The sequence below is a fragment of the Rhizobium sp. BK008 genome, from assembly GCF_014197345.1.
Taxonomy (GTDB): Bacteria; Pseudomonadota; Alphaproteobacteria; order Rhizobiales; family Rhizobiaceae; genus Rhizobium; species Rhizobium anhuiense.
In genome coordinates, this window is the sequence record NZ_JACIFK010000002.1 from 326,835 (window position 1) to 342,307 (window position 15,473).

The following is a 15,473-nucleotide window of genomic DNA, read 5'->3' on the forward strand; positions in this document are numbered from 1 at the left end:
TATCATTTTGTTCTTACGCAATTCCGGGCAAATCCGCTTCGCGCTTTGCCTGGAATTGCTCAAGGCACCTCTAGGCAGATGTGGCGCCACAACGGCGGCTTGATAAGCTCGCTCGAAACGCAGATCCGTCATCTGTTCCCGGCGCCCGCAAAAACTTGCTTGGAATTTCGCTGAAACACCGTCGCTGTCACCGTTTCCCAACGTCCATCGCATCGTCAGGGGCGGCTCGGAACGCGCCGCTTTGAGACCAGCCAGCAGCCAATCGCCCAGAGCGTGCCGTGCGCCGCCGAGTGACGTCCGCACCCGTTTCCGACGCTGTCGGCGCTGGCGCTATTTTAAGGTTGCCTCGCAGCCGGATTGGAAGTCAGGATGCGGCGAAGCCGTCTAGACGCGCTTTGGAATTCAATAGCGAGCCATGATGTTGCACGAAAACCGCTCACACTCTTCGGCATCATGCTCCGGCAAATGGACGGTCGATGCTTGATACTCTCACTTGGTCCGCAGTGCTTGCCGATCCCATCGTCCAGGCCGGGACCCTGGCAGTGGTCGGCGCGGTCGTTACGCGCATAGCGCTTCGGCCCTTCCCGAGCTGGAAGCTTGCCGGCCAGGTGTTTTTTTTCGCGGTACTGACCGTCCTGCTGCTCTATCACGACATCGTGCCCTACGAAGTTGGGCCGACGCCCGCGTCGACCTTCGAACGCGTCTTCATCGCCCTTGCCAAGGTGGTCTGGTGGATCAATGCCGCCTGGGCACTGATCGCCTTCGTTCGCGTCTTCCTGATCTTCGAGCGGCAACCGCGCGAAGGTCGCCTCGTTCAGGATCTGGTCATCGGCCTGATCTATCTCGGCGCGATCCTCTCGGTGGTCGCTTACGTCTTCAGCTTTCCCGTCGGCACGCTGATCGCCACCTCGGGTGTCTTTGCCATCATCCTCGGCCTTGCGATGCAAAGCACCCTGAGCGACGTCTTTTCCGGCATCGCGCTCAATCTCGGCCGGCCCTATACGATCGGCGACTGGATCGTGCTGAATGATGGCATCGAAGGCCGTGTCGTCGAAACCAACTGGCGTTCCACCCATCTGCTGAACGGCTCGAACGACCTCGTCGTCCTACCCAACAGCTTCCTCGCCAAGGTCGGGCTGACCAATCTCAGCAGTCCCGACCGCAGCCACGGGACGACGCTGATGGTCCGCGTCGTGCCGACGATCGGGCCGTCGGCGATCGTCGACGTCATGCGCACAGTCCTTTTGAGCAGCAACTCGATCCTGACCGAACCGAAACCCGGCGTGCAGATCAAATCGCTTACATCGGATGCAATGGAACTGGAACTCTCCTTCCGCGTCAGGGATATCGGCCAGGTCGGGCCAGCGAAGAACGAGATTTTTGACCTCATCTACCGTCACATCAAGGCCGCAGGCCTCACCTTGGCCCGACCGATCGATGCCGCGGGGCCGCTGCCCGACCGCCTGCAGTCGGAGGAGATGGCGAAGCCGCACCGGCCGACGCCGCTCAAGCTTCTCGACGCCATCCCGCTCTTTTTCTCGCTGACCGAAGACGAGAAGGAAACGCTCGCAGCATCGATGACGCGACGCACCTACAAGAAGGATGCCATCCTCATCGAACAGGGCGATACGGTCGCATCGCTGATGATCGTGCGCAGCGGCGCCCTTGTCGCCACGCGGCGGGAAGGCGACAAGGAAATCGAACTCGGCCGGCTGGCGCCGGGCGACTATTTCGGCGAAAGCGGACTGCTGATCGGCCTCGGCGAAGCCGCCAGCCTGCGGGCGCTGACCTTCGTCGTCGTCTATGAGATCGCCCAAGCAAGCCTGACGCCGCTGTTACACGACCGGCCAGGCATCGCCGAAGAACTTGCCGCCACCCTGTCGCGCCGAATCGAGACGGGCCAGCACTCCTTCGCAACTGAAGGCGCCACGCTGAACGGCGGCTCGGTGAGCTCGCTGGTGACGCGGATCCGCCATCTGTTCAAGGTGCCGCAGTAGCTCCCTAAATCAAAGAAACGGAGCATGACGTCGTCCGAAACCGCTTCACACTTTTCGGTATCATCATCCAGGCTATTTCCGCTGAAACTTCTTCCGCGCCGCGCGCATCACACTCTCGGCGAGGATCAGCAGGCAGCCGAGGAGAAGCAGAGCGGCGGCGAGCAACGCGTCGGCATGGGCGAATTTCACCAGCACGCCGACGACGGCGATCAGCAGCAGCGCCGCCAGCGCCAGCGCGCCGTCGTCGACGAACATGCCGAAGAATTCCTTGAACGCGACTTTAAGAATATTCGTCATGCGGCGACCTCGGCATGGGCGTTGAAATACTGGCGCAGCACCCGGACCGCGGCGAAGGAAAAGACGGCGAGCACGGCAAGGATCGCCAGGAGCGAAAGGTCGGCGCCCGGCCACTCTGCACCGATGCCCTCGCCGACCCAGAATATGCCGAAGGCGCTGAGCAGCAGCCCGACGACGAATTTGAGGCTGTTCTCCGGAACCGCTGAAAGCGGTTTGTGCACGAAGAGGCCGATGATCAGCACCAGCAGGCAAGCCGCGGCAGCCCCAAGGCTGGCATAACCGATCATGCCATGTCCGGCGCCGGTGGCGATGACGATGAACACCACTTCGATCCCCTCGAGCAGCACGGCCTTGAAGGCCGCAATGCCCGCCAGCAAATTCGCGCGACGCTCTGCGGATTGGCGTCTCAGACTATCCGTCTCGGCCGCAAAGGCTTTTTCCTCGTCGTGCAGGGCGATGAAGCCAGAAGCCCTGAGGATCGCCTTGCGCAACCAGCGCAGGCCGAAGAGAATGAGCAGCGTTCCGATGACGAACTGCATCAGCTCGACCGGAATGAGGCCGAGCAACGGACCGAGCGCCAGCACAAGAATGGCCAGAACGCCGAGTGCAAGACCGGTACCGATGAAGGCCGGACGCCAGCTTTGCGTGACGCCGACGGCAAGGATGATGGTGAAGGCTTCGACGACCTCGACGAAGGAGCCGAGAAATGCGGCCGTGACCGTCGAGGTGATCGTTGTCAGAGTTGCCATGGGTTCTGTCCGTTATGCCGGCGGAGATCAAAGCCTTGTTGATGCCGGCAGCACTGTGCAACAGCTGCGAGAAAGGGAAAAGGCATGCGCTGCCAAAGATTGTGCATGAAGGGCGATCCCTATCTCTCCGCCGCCTGCGCCATGGACGGGACAGGAGAGCTATCTGCTATCACCGTTTTCAGCCTCGGCGCCATCGTCCGGAGCGCGGCTTGGAACGAAGCGTTTCGAGATCAGCCAGCAGCCGAGCGCCCAGAGCGCGCCGGCGCACCATCCGGCGAAGACGTCCGTGGGGTAATGAACGCCGAGATAGATGCGGCTCAAACCGACAATGACGGCGAGGAAGACGCCGGCGCCCATGACGAAGATCCGCGTCGACCGGTAACGCTGTGTCCGCGCCAGCAGCGCCCCGAGCGTCAGATAGGTCACCGCTGAGACCATCGCATGTCCCGAGGGAAAGCTGAGATCGCTCACTTCGACGAGATGCGGCACGATGTCGGGACGTGGCCGGGCAACAAGGATCTTCAGCGTCGTGCTCGCCAACCAGCCAGTCAGCACCGAGGAAAAGACGAAGATCGCGATCGGCCAGCGCCGGTCGAGCATGAGATAGACGGTGATGAGAACCGTCAGCAGCGAGAGAACGGTGACGCCGCCGAGGCTGGTGATATCGTCGACGGCATGTGTCAGCCAGGCGGGCCCGATCGGCACCGCAAGTTCGCCCGGTCGCCGCAACGCCAGCAGGATCGCTTCGTCGAAGCGGAATGTCTCGCCCTCCAGGACTTCGCTCGTCAATCGCTGGAGCACAAACAGCCCACCTGCAACGGATGCCAGCATAATCAGCGTCAACGGCTCGTAGGCGGTAAGCCGTGTCAAAAAACCGCGTCGTTGAACCTCGGACATGCCTGTCATCAAACTCCGTTCACATGTTGTCGTCCCTCGCCAGATTGGCAATGCAAACCCAGGATTCAAGTCCTCGCGGCATTCAAAAACAGTCCTGCGGGCCGCCGGCGCCGGATCTCCGGCACTTGGTAGCAAAAGCTCAACCTTCTTTTGCTATCGCTGGAGTTGATTGCGTTGGAGATGGTTCGGCAATGAAAATTCTCACTGCGACGGTCCTGATGGCCGCCGCCCTGCAGCCGGTTTCGGCCTTGGGCGAGACCGAGTGGATGGGCGGCGCAAGACAATGGTCGGTGGGTTTTGCAAGCGAGAGCCCGCCCTATTGTCGCCTGCGGTGGGATAGTGAGCTCGGCAAGACCATGGAATTCCGCCAGAGCTCCAGCGAGACCTTCTGGCTGGTGGCAAAGAGCACCTGGGACATTCCAGCCGACACCAAGACCGAAGTGACGCTGACCGATCGCAATTTGACGAAAGTCGTCGCCGCCGAATTCTTCGACAAAACCACGCTTCGCCTCTGGCCTCCGGCCAGCAAAGGAAGCGGCGGACTGAAGAAGATCATCAAGAATTCCTTCGCCGGAACCCCTGACGTGCAGTTGACCTTTGCCGGCGACGAAGGCGACTGGACGCTGCCGCTCTCGCGGGTGGACCAGCTCTACCCGACCTATCTCCAATGCCTCAAGCGTCTCGAGGCCGGCGGAAAGCCCAAGCAGGATTCCGAAACCAGCAAGCCGTTCTGACGAGATCAGCCGAGCGGCGGCGGCGCGGTCTCGCGGATCAGGCTGCGCACAGCCTCGATATCGCCGTTGAGCGGCCGCTCGTCGCCATAATGGGAAACATGCTGGCGCACGACCTGGTAGACAAGGCCCGTGCCGGCCGCCCGCGGCGCCTTTGCCGCCAGGAAATCATGTGCCTGGGCCGCCGCCATCAGCTCGATCGCCAGGATATATTCGGCATTGTCGATGACGGCGAGCAGCTTGCCGGCGGCGGCTGTGGGATGCGCCAGGAAGTCCTCCTGCAGGCCGGAAGTCAGCCCACCGTCCATGGCCGCGGGTGCGGCAAGGCGGCGGTTCTCGTTGCTGAGTGCGGCAGCGGTATATTGGGCGATCATGAAGCCGGAATGGCTGCCGGCATCGCTCGCCAAAAAGGGCGGCAGACCACTCACCAGCGGATTGACGAGCCGGTCCATGCGCCGTTCGCTGATCGCGCCGATCTGTGCGAGCGCAATGGCCAGGCTATCGGCCGCCTGCCCGAGCGCCGGGGCAACAGCATGCGCCTCGGAAGAGACGATCGGTTGTTCCGGCGTGCCTGAGACAGCCGGATTGTCGGTCACCGAAGCAAGCTCCTGATCGACGACGCGGGCGGAATTATCGAAGACATCGCGGGCAGCGCCATGGGCATGCGGCACCGAACGAAGGCTGAGCGCATCCTGCGTGCGCCGGCCGAAGGCGGCGGCGACAAGGCCGCTGCCCTGAAGCCGCGCACGCAGCGTCGCTCCCACCTTCTCTATGCCGGCCGATGGGCGCAACGCCAGCACCGCTGCGTCGAAGGCGGCGATCTGGCAGCCTGCCGCTTCCAGCGTCAGCGCCGCGATCGCATCGGCCCAGTCGAGCAGCCGTTCGGCGCGGGAAAGCGCAACGGCCGTCAGGCCAGTGGCACAGGCCGTGCCGTTGACCAGGCTCAAGCCCTCCTTGGCGCCGAGCACCAACGGTTCGAGGCCGATCGCGGCAAGCGCCTCGCGGCCGCTCAGGCGCCGGCCGGCCAACTGAGCGCTGCCTTCGCCAATCAGGACCAGCGCAATATGGGCATTGTGGACGAGGTAACCGGCAGAGCCCTTGGACGGCACGTCAGGAATGCAATCATGTTCCAGCATGGCAGCGAGATGCTCTATGATCTCGCGCCGCACGCCGGAATGGCCATGGGCAAAATTGGCAATCTGCGCTGCGATGATGGCGCGCACCTCGCGGGCATCAAGCAATGGCCCGACGCCGCAGGCATGGCTGAGCACGATGCTGCGCGACAGCAGGCTCTGCGAGGCACGATCGACCACCGTATCGGCGAGCGCCCCGACGCCGGTGTTGACGCCATAGGCGCGCACGCCCGTCTCGACGATGCGCGCGACGATGCGGCTTGCCTGCTCGATCCGCGCCCAGGCGGCGGGCGACAGCGACAGCGCCTCCCCTGCCCCGACGCGCGCGACATTGCGCCAGGTCAGCAATGCATCGATGGTGATCGTCATTGACCGCTTCCGAAATGGCCGATGAACTGGCGGAAGGCGGGTGTGGCGCCGCCGGTGAACATCTCGTCCGGCTTGCCGCTGCTTTCGATCAGTCCTTCGCGCATGAAGACGACGCGGTTCGAGACGTTGCGGGCAAAGCTCATCTCATGGGTGACGACGAGCATGGTCATGCCCTCCTCGGCCAGCGCGCGCATGACACGCAGCACCTCGCCGACAAGCTCCGGATCCAGCGCCGAGGTCGGCTCGTCGAACAGCATGACCTTCGGTTTCATCGCCAGCGCCCGGGCGATGGCGGCGCGCTGCTGCTGGCCGCCGGAGAGATGGGCGGGATAGGCGTGGCGTTTGTCGGCGATGCCAACCTTTTCGAGCAGCGCTTCGGCCTCGGCGATGCAATCGGCCCGCGGCCGCTTCAGAACGTGGATCGGTCCTTCGATGACGTTCTGCAGGATCGTCATGTGGGACCAGAGATTGAAGGACTGGAACACCATGCCGAGTTCGGAGCGGATATGGTCCACCTGCTTCTGGCTGGCGGGTTTGCTCTTCCCGTTCTTGTGAACCATTTGAATATGCTCGCCGTCGACCCAGATCTCGCCGTCGCTGGCGGTTTCGAGCAGGTTGATGCAGCGCAGGAAGGTCGATTTGCCGGAGCCGGAAGCGCCGAGCAGCGAAATCACATCGCCGTCTTCGGCATCGAGGGAAATGCCGCGCAGGACCTCGTGCGTACCGAAGCTCTTGCGGATATTGCGGACCGAAAGTCGGGTGACGCCTGGCATGAGTGCTCCAATGGTTAGGCCGCTTACGCCTTCAGCGCCTGCGGAATGGCGCGGCGATGTCGGGACAGCGAATATTCGAGCAAGGCCATGCCCTGCAGGATGATGAAGTTCAGGACGAGATAGATGATCGCCGCGCAGAGGAAGACTTCCATCGTGCGGTAGGTCTGCGAGATCAGCCGCTGGGCAACACCGGTGACCTCCCAGACGGTGACGAGGCTTGCGAGCGCCGTCGACTTCATCATCAGCACGATCTCGGTGGAATAGGCCGGCAGCGCATGGCGGAAGGCAATCGGCGCCAGGATGCGGCGGACCAGCAGGAAGCCGGACATGCCGATCGAGCGCGCCGCCTCTATCTCCTTCGGCGAGACGGCACGGATGCCGCCGCGGAAGATCTCGGCCGTGTAGCCGGCCGTGCAGAGCGCCAGCGACAGCACGGCGCAGACCATCGGCTCACGCAGGAACGGCCAGAGGAAGGAGTAACGGATGACGCCGAACTGGCCGAGGCCGTAGAACACCAGGAACATCTGGATCAAGAGCGGCGAGCCACGGAAGACGAAGATGTAGCCCTTGGCGAAGCCCGAAAGCACCGGATTGCCGCTGACCCGCATCCAGACGATGACGAGCGCCAGCAGACCGCCGCAGAGGATCGACAGGGAAAACAGGATGAGAGTTGTCGGTACGGCCTTGAGCAGGGTGACCATGGTCGAGGCGATGAAGGTGAAATCCATCATTCCCTCCTTACGCCTGGCCCATGGCGGATGCCGGCATGCTGCGGTTGGCGCGGCGCTCCGCCCCGTTGAAGATGCGGTCCGAAAGGCTGGTCAGGATCAGATAGAGGCAGCCGCCGGCGATGAAGAACAGGAAATATTGCCGGGTCGAGCCCGCCGCCACCTGGCTGGTGCGCATCAATTCGGCAAGGCCGGTGACGGAGACCAGCGCCGAATCCTTGAGACTGAGCTGCCAGACATTGCCGAGGCCGGGAATGGCCAGGCGAAGCACCTGCGGCATGATGATGCGGCGAAAGCGCAGGCCGCGATGCATGCCGATCGCCGAGGCCGCTTCGAGTTCGCCCTTGGAGATGGCGAGGAAGGCGCCGCGGAATACCTCCGCCTGGTAGGAGCCGGAAATGATGCCGACGGCAAGCGCGCCGGCGATGAATGAAGGCAGACCGAGGAAGCCCTCGTAACCCATCGCCTGGCCGATCGAGGTGACGGCCGAGGAGCCGCCGAAATAGATGAGATAGATTATCAGCAGTTCGGGAACGCCGCGAAATACGGTCGTATAGACGTTGCCGAGCGTGACGAGAACAAGATTGCCGGAGAGTTTTGCCGCCGCGACGGTGGCGCCGAGCACGGCGCCAATCGCCAGCGCCGTCGCCGTCACAGCCAGCGTCATCAAGGCGGCGGCAATGAGCAGCGCGCCCCATCCGGTCGAGCCGAAGCCGAGCAGTTCCAAGCTTGCCATATCGTCCGTTCCCCGTCCGTGGCAGTGTTTTGCGGATTGACAATAACATGCTGTCTCCGGCGATAAAGCCGGAGACAGCTGTTTGCGGCCGAAAGGCCGAAACGCTTATTCCTGCGGGCTGACGTCGACCTGGAACCACTTCATCGACAGGTTCTTGACCGTACCGTCGGCAAGCGTCGACTTGATCGCTTCGTTGAACTTGTCGCGCAGGTCCGTATCGGCCTTGCGGATGCCGAGGCCTTCGCCCTCGCCCCAGATCGAGCCGACGATCTCGGGGCCGGTGAAGGCGAGCGTGTCGTTGGCGTTTTTGAACGCGTTGGCGAAATAGACGGCATCGTCGAAGCCGAGGTCGATGCGGCCGTTCTGCAGGTCGAGGTCGCGGTCGGCGCCGGTCTTGTATTCGCGGATTTCGGCAATATCGCCGAAATTGTCATAGACGAACTTGGCGTAGACGGTCGCCGCCTGGATGCCGATCGTCTTGCCCTTGAAGGCGGCCTTCAGCGCGTCGATCTCCTTCACGCCGGTCTGGCCGGGCGTCATCTTGATCGTGGCGCCGGTGCCGGCGGCCTTTGCCAGCGGGCTGTCCTTGGCGGTTGCGAAGGCGGCAGGGGTGGCGGCATAGGGAATGGTGAAATCGATCACCTGCTTGCGCTCTTCGGTGATCGACAACGCATCCATGATGACGTCGAACTTGCCGGCGTTGAGCGCCGGGATCATGCCGTCCCAGTCGGAAGCAACCAGCGTGCACTCGATCTTGGCGCGCTCGCACAGCACCTTGGCGAGTTCGGGCTCGAAACCGCCGAGCGTGCCGTCGGCATTGGTGAGGTTCCAGGGCGCATAGGCACCTTCGAGCGTGATGGTCGCCTTCGTCCAGTCCTTGGAAAAGGCAGGCACGGCAAAAGCGGAAAAAGCCGCCACGCCGCAAAACAGGATTGCGCTAAATTTCATTTGTGAATTCTCCTCTGGAGTTGAAACAGACCTTGCGGCACCACGGCCGATCTGCGCCGGCTTGCCCTTTCCCGTCCTATTTCTGTTTTAAGGACCGATTGGGAGGTTGTATATGGTACCATATGAGATATTTTGTGATATGCAAGAGGAAAGTCGCTTTATGCGGCGAATTCCCTTCGTGCAAAAGGAATAGGCAATGAAGCGTTCCGGCGAGATGAAGCGCGAACTGGCGGAAAATGACAGCACGCCGCTCTATGCCGGCGTCAAGCAGGTGATCCTCGACCGCATCCACAGCGGCGAGTGGCCGCCGAAATACCGCGTGCCGTCGGAAAACGAGCTGGTCGTCGAGCTGGGCGTCAGCAAAATGACCGCCAACCGGGCGCTGCGCGAACTTGCCAATGAGGGTGAACTCGTCCGCATCCAAGGCGTCGGCTCCTTCGTCGCCGAGCGCAAGGGTTATTCGGCGCTGTTCGAGGTCCGCAACATCGCCGAGGAAATCGCCGAACGCGGTCATGTCCACGAAGCCTCCGTCGTCGTTCTTGCCCAGGAAACAGCCTCTCCCGAGGTTGCCGACGCGCTGGAACTGCCGATCGGTGCTGCGGTTTTCCACTCGCTGATCGTCCACAGCGAAAACGGCGTTCCGGTGCAGATCGAGGACCGTTTCGTCCATCCGGAGGCCGCCCCGGAATATCTCGACCAGGATTTTTCGACGTTGACGCCGAACGCCTATCTGACGGCCGCAGCCCCGCTCAGCGGTTCCGAGCACGTCGTCGAGGCGGCGATGCCGCAGGCCTGGGAATGCAAGCTGCTGACCATCATGAAGACCGAACCCTGCCTGACGATCCGCCGGCGCACATGGTCGGCAAAGCAGGTGGTCTCGACCGCCCGCCTCGTCTATCCTGGCCATCGCTATCGGCTGGAAGCGCGCAGCGGCAAGATGTTCGAGGAATGAAAACAGCGGCCATGTTGTATATGGAACATGGCCCTTATTGTGACGCCGGCGTGAACCGTGCCACCAGCGCGTGACGATCGCCCGGATAGGTGAAGCGCACATGCGTCACCGGCCCGGCGCCGCTCCAGGTGCGGCGTTCGACCACGAGGCAAGCGGTGTGACGCGCTATGTCGAGGGCCGCGGCCACTTCGGCATTGGCGGAAACGGCATGGATCCGGTGCTCGGCCGTGCTCCACGGCACCTGATTGAGCAGCCACGGCCCCGGCGCCATCGCCAGGAAGTCGGCATTGGCGGCCTCCGGCACCGTCGCAAGGCTGATCAGCCGCTCCTCCAGGCAAAAGGGCCGCGCGCCGGCATTGTGGATGCAGACGACCTCGACGACCGACGACGCCACAGGCAGTTCCAGCCGGCGGCTGTCGTCCGCCTTGGCCTTGCGGCTCGTCTTCTTCGACACCGCATAGGAATAGGGCAGGTTCAGCGACTGCACCTCGGCCTTGATGTCGTGGATTTCGAGAACGGCCGATTGCGCCTGCGGCTGGGTGACGAAGCTGCCGGATTTCTTGCGCCGCTCGATGAGACCAGCCTTGGCAAGCTGGGTCAGCACCTTGTTCACCGTCATGCGCGAACAGTCGTAGTGCGTGGCGAGATCGACCTCGAAGGGAATGCGGTGCCCCGGCGGCCATTCGCCCGAGACGATATGACCCTCGATGTCGCTCAGGATGCGCTGATGCAAGGTCGGATCCCTGCTTTGGTCCATTACCACGCTCCGGTTGGTCTCCCGCTATCTCTTTGTTTTAGCGCAATTCCGGACGCAAACCGCTACGCACTTTTGCTGGAATTGCTCTAATTCGAATATCGGGATGGGAAAAGCTCTTTTTCAGGCAGCAAGCAATTCGCCCATTGCGGCGAGGAACCGCCGGTCGATAGCGTCGCGTTCACGGTGGCGACCGCCTTCCACTTGCTTGCGGCCGCGCGCCCAGACGCAATCGACGGAAACGCCGCCGGCAAACAGCCAGTGGTCGAGGATCTGATCACCCGCGAGATAGGGAACGGCTGAAATATCGAGCGAAACGATATCGGCGTGATGGCCCTTGGCGAGACCTGCCGGCGCTTTCAGCGCGGCACCGCCGCCGGCAAGCGCGTGTGTGAACAGCGAAAGCGCCGTCGAACCGCCGGGGGCTGCGACGACATTGCGGGCGCGAAGCGCCAGGCGCTGCGAATATTCGAGCTGGCGCAGTTCCTCCGGCACGGAGATCAGCACGTTGGAATCCGAGCCGATGCCGTAACGCCCGCCCTCTTGGAGGAAGAGTGGCGCGGCAAAGGCGCCGTCGCCGAGATTGGCTTCGGTGATCGGGCAGAGGCCGGCGATTGCGCCGCTTTTCGCCATTCGCCGCGTTTCGTCTTCGGTCATGTGCGTTGCATGGATCAGGCACCAGCGTTCATCCACGGGCGCATGATCGAGCAGCCATTCCACCGGCCGCGCGCCGGACCAGGCGATGCAGTCCTCGACCTCCTTCACCTGTTCGGCGACATGGATATGGATGGGACCGTCGCCAGCCATCGGCACGAGCCTCGTGAGCTCCTCGAGTGTCGCGGCGCGCAGGCTGTGCGGCGCCAGCCCGAGCTCGGCGCCATCGAGCCGGCCGGTCACTGCCCGGCATCCCTCCATCAGCCTTTCGAAGCTTTCGAGCGAATTGATGAAACGCCGCTGGCCGTCGATCGGCGCAGCGCCGCCAAAGCCGGAATGGGCGTAGAAGACCGGCAGCAATGTCAGGCCGATGCCGGTCTCTGCGCTGGCAGCGCCGATGCGTTCGGCAAGCTCGGCGATATTGTCGTAAGCGCTGCCATCCCTGTCATGGTGGAGATAGTGGAACTCGCCGACGCGGGAAAAACCGGCTTCCAGCATTTCCGCATAAAGCTTGGCCGCGACGGCCTCGACATGCTCGGGCGTCATCGCCAGGGCAAACTTGTACATAACAGTGCGCCAGCTCCAGAAGCTGTCGTTGGCCGGGCCGCGCACTTCCGCAAGGCCGGCCATCGCCCGCTGGAAAGCATGGCTGTGCAGGTTCGCCATGGCGGGAACGAGCAGCGCGTGGCGTTCATCGCCCGGCTCGGGAGAAGCGCCGATTTCGACCCGCGCGATGCGCCCGCCCTCAAGCGTCAGCCGTACATTCTTCTGCCAGCCTTCCGGCGTCAGCGCCGTGTCTGCGTGAAGCGTGGTCATCGCCTTCCCTCTCCTCTTGCCGCGCCGCCGATCTTTCTTTTCCAGAAAAGCGCGCAAAATTTCACTTGTCACCTGTTGATTATGTATATACATGTTTTGGCATAAGGAAAGGCGCAAAGCTGATGACCGGGAACAATTTTTCAGAGGAAGCCTCATCCGCCGACATCAGGCCGGCGCTTTGGCGCAATGCGCGGCTCGCGACGCTTGCGCCTGACAAAGAAGGACTCGGCATCGTCGAAAAGGGTGCCGTGCTGATCGAAAACGGCCGCATCACCTTTGCCGGCGCCGAAAGCGATCTGCCCGCATCGGCCATCGAACATTCCGAAATCGTCGATCTCGAAGGCCGCTGGGTAACGCCCGGTCTGGTCGACTGCCACACCCATATCGTCCACGGCGGCAACCGCGCCCGCGAATTCGAAATGCGCCTTGCGGGCGCCACCTATGAAGAAGTCGCGCGCGCCGGCGGCGGCATCGTCTCCTCGGTGAAGGCGACCAATGCGCTGTCGGTCGAGGAACTCGTCGCCGAGGCCCTGCCGCGGCTCGACACACTGCTTGCCGAAGGTGTGACGACGATCGAGGTCAAGTCCGGTTACGGGCTGAACCGAACCGGCGAAGTGAAGATGCTGCAAAGCGCCCGCCTGCTCGGCCATATCAGACCGGTGCGCGTCGCCACCAGCTATCTCGGCGCCCATGCGACGCCGGTGGAATATAAGGGCCGCAACGGCGATTATCTCGATGATGTCGTCCTGCCCGGTCTCGACGACATGTTTAGTCTCGGCCTTGCCGATGCCGTCGACGGCTTCTGCGAGGGCATCGCCTTTTCCACGACCGAGATCGCCCGCGTCTTCGACAAGGCCAAGGCGCTTGGCCTGCCGGTCAAGCTGCATGCCGAACAGCTCTCCAATCTCGGCGGCGCCAAGCTCGCTGCATCCTACGGCGCGCTTTCGGCCGATCACCTCGAATATCTCGACGAAGACGGCGTTGCGGCGATGGCCGCAGCCGGCACCGTCGCCGTGCTGCTGCCCGGCGCCTTCTACGCCATCCATGAGAAGCAGAAGCCGCCGGTCGAAGCATTGCGGCGGGCAGGCGTGCCGATCGCAATCGCCACCGACTGCAATCCCGGCACCTCACCGCTCACCTCGATGCTGCTCACCATGAACATGTCGGCGACGCTCTTCGGCCTCACCGTCGAGGAATGCATCGCCGGCGCCACCCGCGAAGGCGCCCGTGCGCTCGGCCTGCTCGACAAGACAGGAACGATCGAGCCCGGCAAGTCCGCCGATCTCGCCGTCTGGAATACCGAAAGCCTCGCCGAACTCGTCTACCGCATCGGCTTCAACCCGCTTCACGCGCGTATCTTCAAGGGCGAAAGGAACGGTCGATGACCATCACGCTCCACCCGGGCTCCGTCTCGCTCAAGGATTTGGAAATCATCTATTGGACCGGCGAGCCGGCAAGGCTCGATCCCGCCTTCGATGCCGGCATCACCAAGGCCGCCGCCCGCATCGCCGAGATCGCCGCCGGCAATGCCCCGGTCTACGGCATCAATACCGGCTTCGGCAAACTTGCCTCGATCAAGATCGACAGCGCCGATGTCGCGACGTTGCAGCGCAATCTCATCCTGTCGCACTGCTGCGGCGTCGGCGCGCCGCTGCCCGACAATATCGTCCGGCTGATCATGGCGCTGAAGCTGGTCTCGCTTGGCCGCGGCGCCTCCGGCGTGCGGCTGGAGCTGGTACGGCTAATCGAAGGCATGTTGGAAAAAGGCGTCATCCCGCTGATCCCGGAAAAAGGCTCGGTCGGCGCCTCCGGCGATCTTGCCCCGCTTGCCCATATGGCGGCGGTGATGATGGGCGAGGCCGAAGCCTTCTTCGCCGGCGAACGCCTCCCGGGCGCGCAAGCCCTCGAAAGGGCCGGGCTGAAACCGGTGGTGCTCGCCGCCAAGGAAGGCCTGGCGCTCATCAACGGCACCCAGACCTCGACGGCGCTGGCGCTGGCCGGCCTGTTCCGCGCCCATCGCGCCGCACAATCGGCCTTGATCACCGGCGCTATGTCCACCGATGCCGCCATGGGCTCTTCGGCACCCTTCCATTCCGATATTCATACTTTGCGTGGCCACAAGGGCCAGATCGATACGGCATCCGCCCTTCGCGCCCTGCTCGAAAACTCCATCATTCGCCAGAGCCATATCGAGGGCGACGAGCGCGTGCAGGATCCCTATTGCATCCGCTGCCAGCCACAGGTCGACGGCGCCTGCCTCGATCTGCTGCGCTCGGTCGCCCGCACGCTCGAAATCGAGGCCAACGCGGTCACCGACAATCCGCTGGTGCTGTCGGACAATTCCGTTGTATCCGGCGGCAATTTCCACGCCGAACCCGTCGCCTTCGCCGCCGACCAGATTGCGCTCGCCGTCTGCGAGATCGGCGCGATTTCGCAGCGCCGCATCGCGCTGCTGGTCGATCCCACCCTCTCCTACGGCCTGCCGGCCTTCCTCGCCAAGAAGCCGGGCTTGAACTCCGGCCTGATGATCGCCGAGGTCACCTCGGCGGCTTTGATGTCCGAGAACAAGCAGATGTCGCACCCGGCCTCAGTCGATTCGACGCCGACCTCGGCCAATCAGGAAGACCATGTCTCCATGGCCTGCCACGGCGCCCGCCGCCTGCTTGGGATGACCGAGAACCTGTTCGCCATCATCGGCATCGAGGCGCTGACCGCCGCCCAAGGCGTCGAACTGCGCGCGCCGCTGTCGACGAGCCCGGAACTGAGCAAGGCGATCGCCGCCATCCGCAGCAAGGTCCCGACCCTCGATACCGACCGCTACATGGCAAACGACCTCGCCGCCGCTGCCGAACTGGTGGCGACGGGCGCGCTGAACGCCTCGGTTTCAACAGGCATATTGCCGGTATTGGAGGGTTGATCGTGATGTATGTGCATTTGGG

General features: G+C 63.2%; 15 protein-coding genes. 5 read left to right on the forward strand and 10 right to left on the reverse strand.

The genetic code is table 11. The features are described from left to right. Positions 1-476: 476 nt before the first annotated feature. Positions 477-1,997, forward strand: a complete 1,521-nt coding sequence (locus tag FHT69_RS13005; protein ID WP_183905444.1) for a mechanosensitive ion channel family protein — start codon at positions 477-479, stop codon at positions 1,995-1,997. Positions 1,998-2,069: 72 nt separating this feature from the next. Here the strand turns inward: FHT69_RS13005 and FHT69_RS13010 are convergent, their stop codons facing one another. From FHT69_RS13010 to FHT69_RS13020, 3 genes are all read right to left on the reverse strand, one after another. Continuing rightward, the gene (locus tag FHT69_RS13010; protein ID WP_183905445.1) at positions 2,070-2,294 is read right to left on the reverse strand and encodes a hypothetical protein; all 225 of its coding nucleotides are present in this window, start codon (positions 2,292-2,294) and stop codon (positions 2,070-2,072) included. Then, complete coding sequence (locus tag FHT69_RS13015) at positions 2,291-3,043, reverse strand: COG4280 domain-containing protein (protein WP_097630774.1); 753 nt, start codon at positions 3,041-3,043, stop codon at positions 2,291-2,293. The genes FHT69_RS13010 and FHT69_RS13015 overlap by 4 nt, the downstream gene beginning before the upstream one ends. Before the next feature lie 159 nt (positions 3,044-3,202). After that, positions 3,203-3,940 carry a phosphatase PAP2 family protein gene (locus tag FHT69_RS13020; protein ID WP_183905446.1) on the reverse strand — a complete coding sequence of 246 codons (738 nt, stop codon included), beginning with the start codon at positions 3,938-3,940 and terminating at the stop codon, positions 3,203-3,205. A 191-nt stretch (positions 3,941-4,131) separates the two neighbouring features. Between FHT69_RS13020 and FHT69_RS13025 the strand changes: the two genes are divergently transcribed. Further along, positions 4,132-4,674, forward strand: coding sequence for a hypothetical protein (locus tag FHT69_RS13025; protein ID WP_183905447.1), 543 nt, complete (start codon positions 4,132-4,134; stop codon positions 4,672-4,674). A gap of 5 nt (positions 4,675-4,679) precedes the next feature. On the opposite strand, the gene hutH (FHT69_RS13030) is transcribed toward FHT69_RS13025, so the two are convergent. From hutH (FHT69_RS13030) to FHT69_RS13050, 5 genes are all read right to left on the reverse strand, one after another. Beyond that, entirely contained in the window at positions 4,680-6,173 is a 1,494-nt protein-coding gene (hutH, locus tag FHT69_RS13030; protein WP_183905448.1) for a histidine ammonia-lyase, read from the reverse strand. After that, positions 6,170-6,946, reverse strand: a complete 777-nt coding sequence (locus FHT69_RS13035) for an ABC transporter ATP-binding protein (protein WP_183905449.1) — start codon at positions 6,944-6,946, stop codon at positions 6,170-6,172. Before FHT69_RS13035 ends, hutH (FHT69_RS13030) begins: the two co-directional genes overlap by 4 nt. A gap of 23 nt (positions 6,947-6,969) precedes the next feature. Then, complete coding sequence (locus FHT69_RS13040; RefSeq protein ID WP_028759049.1) at positions 6,970-7,674, reverse strand: ABC transporter permease; 705 nt, start codon at positions 7,672-7,674, stop codon at positions 6,970-6,972. A gap of 10 nt (positions 7,675-7,684) precedes the next feature. Then, positions 7,685-8,410: an ABC transporter permease gene (locus FHT69_RS13045; protein WP_028759048.1), complete on the reverse strand. Its 726-nt coding sequence runs from the start codon at positions 8,408-8,410 to the stop codon at positions 7,685-7,687. A 105-nt stretch (positions 8,411-8,515) separates the two neighbouring features. Beyond that, on the reverse strand, positions 8,516-9,358 hold the full coding sequence (locus FHT69_RS13050) for a transporter substrate-binding domain-containing protein (RefSeq protein ID WP_183905450.1): 843 nt from the start codon (positions 9,356-9,358) through the stop codon (positions 8,516-8,518). Between the two features lie 196 nt (positions 9,359-9,554). Between FHT69_RS13050 and hutC (FHT69_RS13055) the strand changes: the two genes are divergently transcribed. Further along, positions 9,555-10,310, forward strand: coding sequence for a histidine utilization repressor (hutC, locus tag FHT69_RS13055; protein WP_183905451.1), 756 nt, complete (start codon positions 9,555-9,557; stop codon positions 10,308-10,310). A gap of 34 nt (positions 10,311-10,344) precedes the next feature. Here hutC (FHT69_RS13055) and hutC (FHT69_RS13060) read toward each other — a convergent pair whose 3' ends face one another. Together hutC (FHT69_RS13060) and FHT69_RS13065 are read right to left on the reverse strand one after the other, a co-directional pair. After that, complete coding sequence (gene hutC, locus FHT69_RS13060; RefSeq protein WP_183905452.1) at positions 10,345-11,067, reverse strand: histidine utilization repressor; 723 nt, start codon at positions 11,065-11,067, stop codon at positions 10,345-10,347. Between the two features lie 120 nt (positions 11,068-11,187). Beyond that, a complete protein-coding gene (locus tag FHT69_RS13065) occupies positions 11,188-12,534 on the reverse strand; it encodes a formimidoylglutamate deiminase (RefSeq protein WP_183905453.1) in 1,347 nt (448 codons plus the stop codon). 122 nt (positions 12,535-12,656) lie between these two features. Between FHT69_RS13065 and hutI the strand changes: the two genes are divergently transcribed. After that, positions 12,657-13,919 carry an imidazolonepropionase gene (hutI, locus tag FHT69_RS13070; RefSeq protein WP_183905454.1) on the forward strand — a complete coding sequence of 421 codons (1,263 nt, stop codon included), beginning with the start codon at positions 12,657-12,659 and terminating at the stop codon, positions 13,917-13,919. Continuing rightward, complete coding sequence (hutH, locus tag FHT69_RS13075) at positions 13,916-15,451, forward strand: histidine ammonia-lyase (protein ID WP_028757211.1); 1,536 nt, start codon at positions 13,916-13,918, stop codon at positions 15,449-15,451. Before hutI ends, hutH (FHT69_RS13075) begins: the two co-directional genes overlap by 4 nt. Positions 15,452-15,473: the final 22 nt, after the last annotated feature.

Bases quoted from the DNA above. Each gene is read 5' to 3' on its own strand.
- FHT69_RS13045 (WP_028759048.1), bottom strand. From the start codon at position 8,410: ATGGCAAGCTTGGAACTGCTCGGCTTCGGCTCGACCGGATGGGGCGCG.
- FHT69_RS13065 (WP_183905453.1), bottom strand. From the start codon at position 12,534: ATGACCACGCTTCACGCAGACACGGCGCTGACGCCGGAAGGCTGGCAG.
- hutC (WP_183905452.1), bottom strand. From the start codon at position 11,067: ATGGACCAAAGCAGGGATCCGACCTTGCATCAGCGCATCCTGAGCGAC.
- FHT69_RS13020 (WP_183905446.1), bottom strand. From the start codon at position 3,940: ATGTCCGAGGTTCAACGACGCGGTTTTTTGACACGGCTTACCGCCTAC.
- FHT69_RS13040 (WP_028759049.1), bottom strand. From the start codon at position 7,674: ATGGATTTCACCTTCATCGCCTCGACCATGGTCACCCTGCTCAAGGCC.
- FHT69_RS13025 (WP_183905447.1), top strand. From the start codon at position 4,132: ATGAAAATTCTCACTGCGACGGTCCTGATGGCCGCCGCCCTGCAGCCG.
- hutI (WP_183905454.1), top strand. From the start codon at position 12,657: ATGACCGGGAACAATTTTTCAGAGGAAGCCTCATCCGCCGACATCAGG.
- FHT69_RS13035 (WP_183905449.1), bottom strand. From the start codon at position 6,946: ATGCCAGGCGTCACCCGACTTTCGGTCCGCAATATCCGCAAGAGCTTC.
- hutC (WP_183905451.1), top strand. From the start codon at position 9,555: ATGAAGCGTTCCGGCGAGATGAAGCGCGAACTGGCGGAAAATGACAGC.
- hutH (WP_028757211.1), top strand. From the start codon at position 13,916: ATGACCATCACGCTCCACCCGGGCTCCGTCTCGCTCAAGGATTTGGAA.
- FHT69_RS13005 (WP_183905444.1), top strand. From the start codon at position 477: ATGCTTGATACTCTCACTTGGTCCGCAGTGCTTGCCGATCCCATCGTC.
- FHT69_RS13010 (WP_183905445.1), bottom strand. From the start codon at position 2,294: ATGACGAATATTCTTAAAGTCGCGTTCAAGGAATTCTTCGGCATGTTC.
- FHT69_RS13050 (WP_183905450.1), bottom strand. From the start codon at position 9,358: ATGAAATTTAGCGCAATCCTGTTTTGCGGCGTGGCGGCTTTTTCCGCT.
- FHT69_RS13015 (WP_097630774.1), bottom strand. From the start codon at position 3,043: ATGGCAACTCTGACAACGATCACCTCGACGGTCACGGCCGCATTTCTC.
- hutH (WP_183905448.1), bottom strand. From the start codon at position 6,173: ATGACGATCACCATCGATGCATTGCTGACCTGGCGCAATGTCGCGCGC.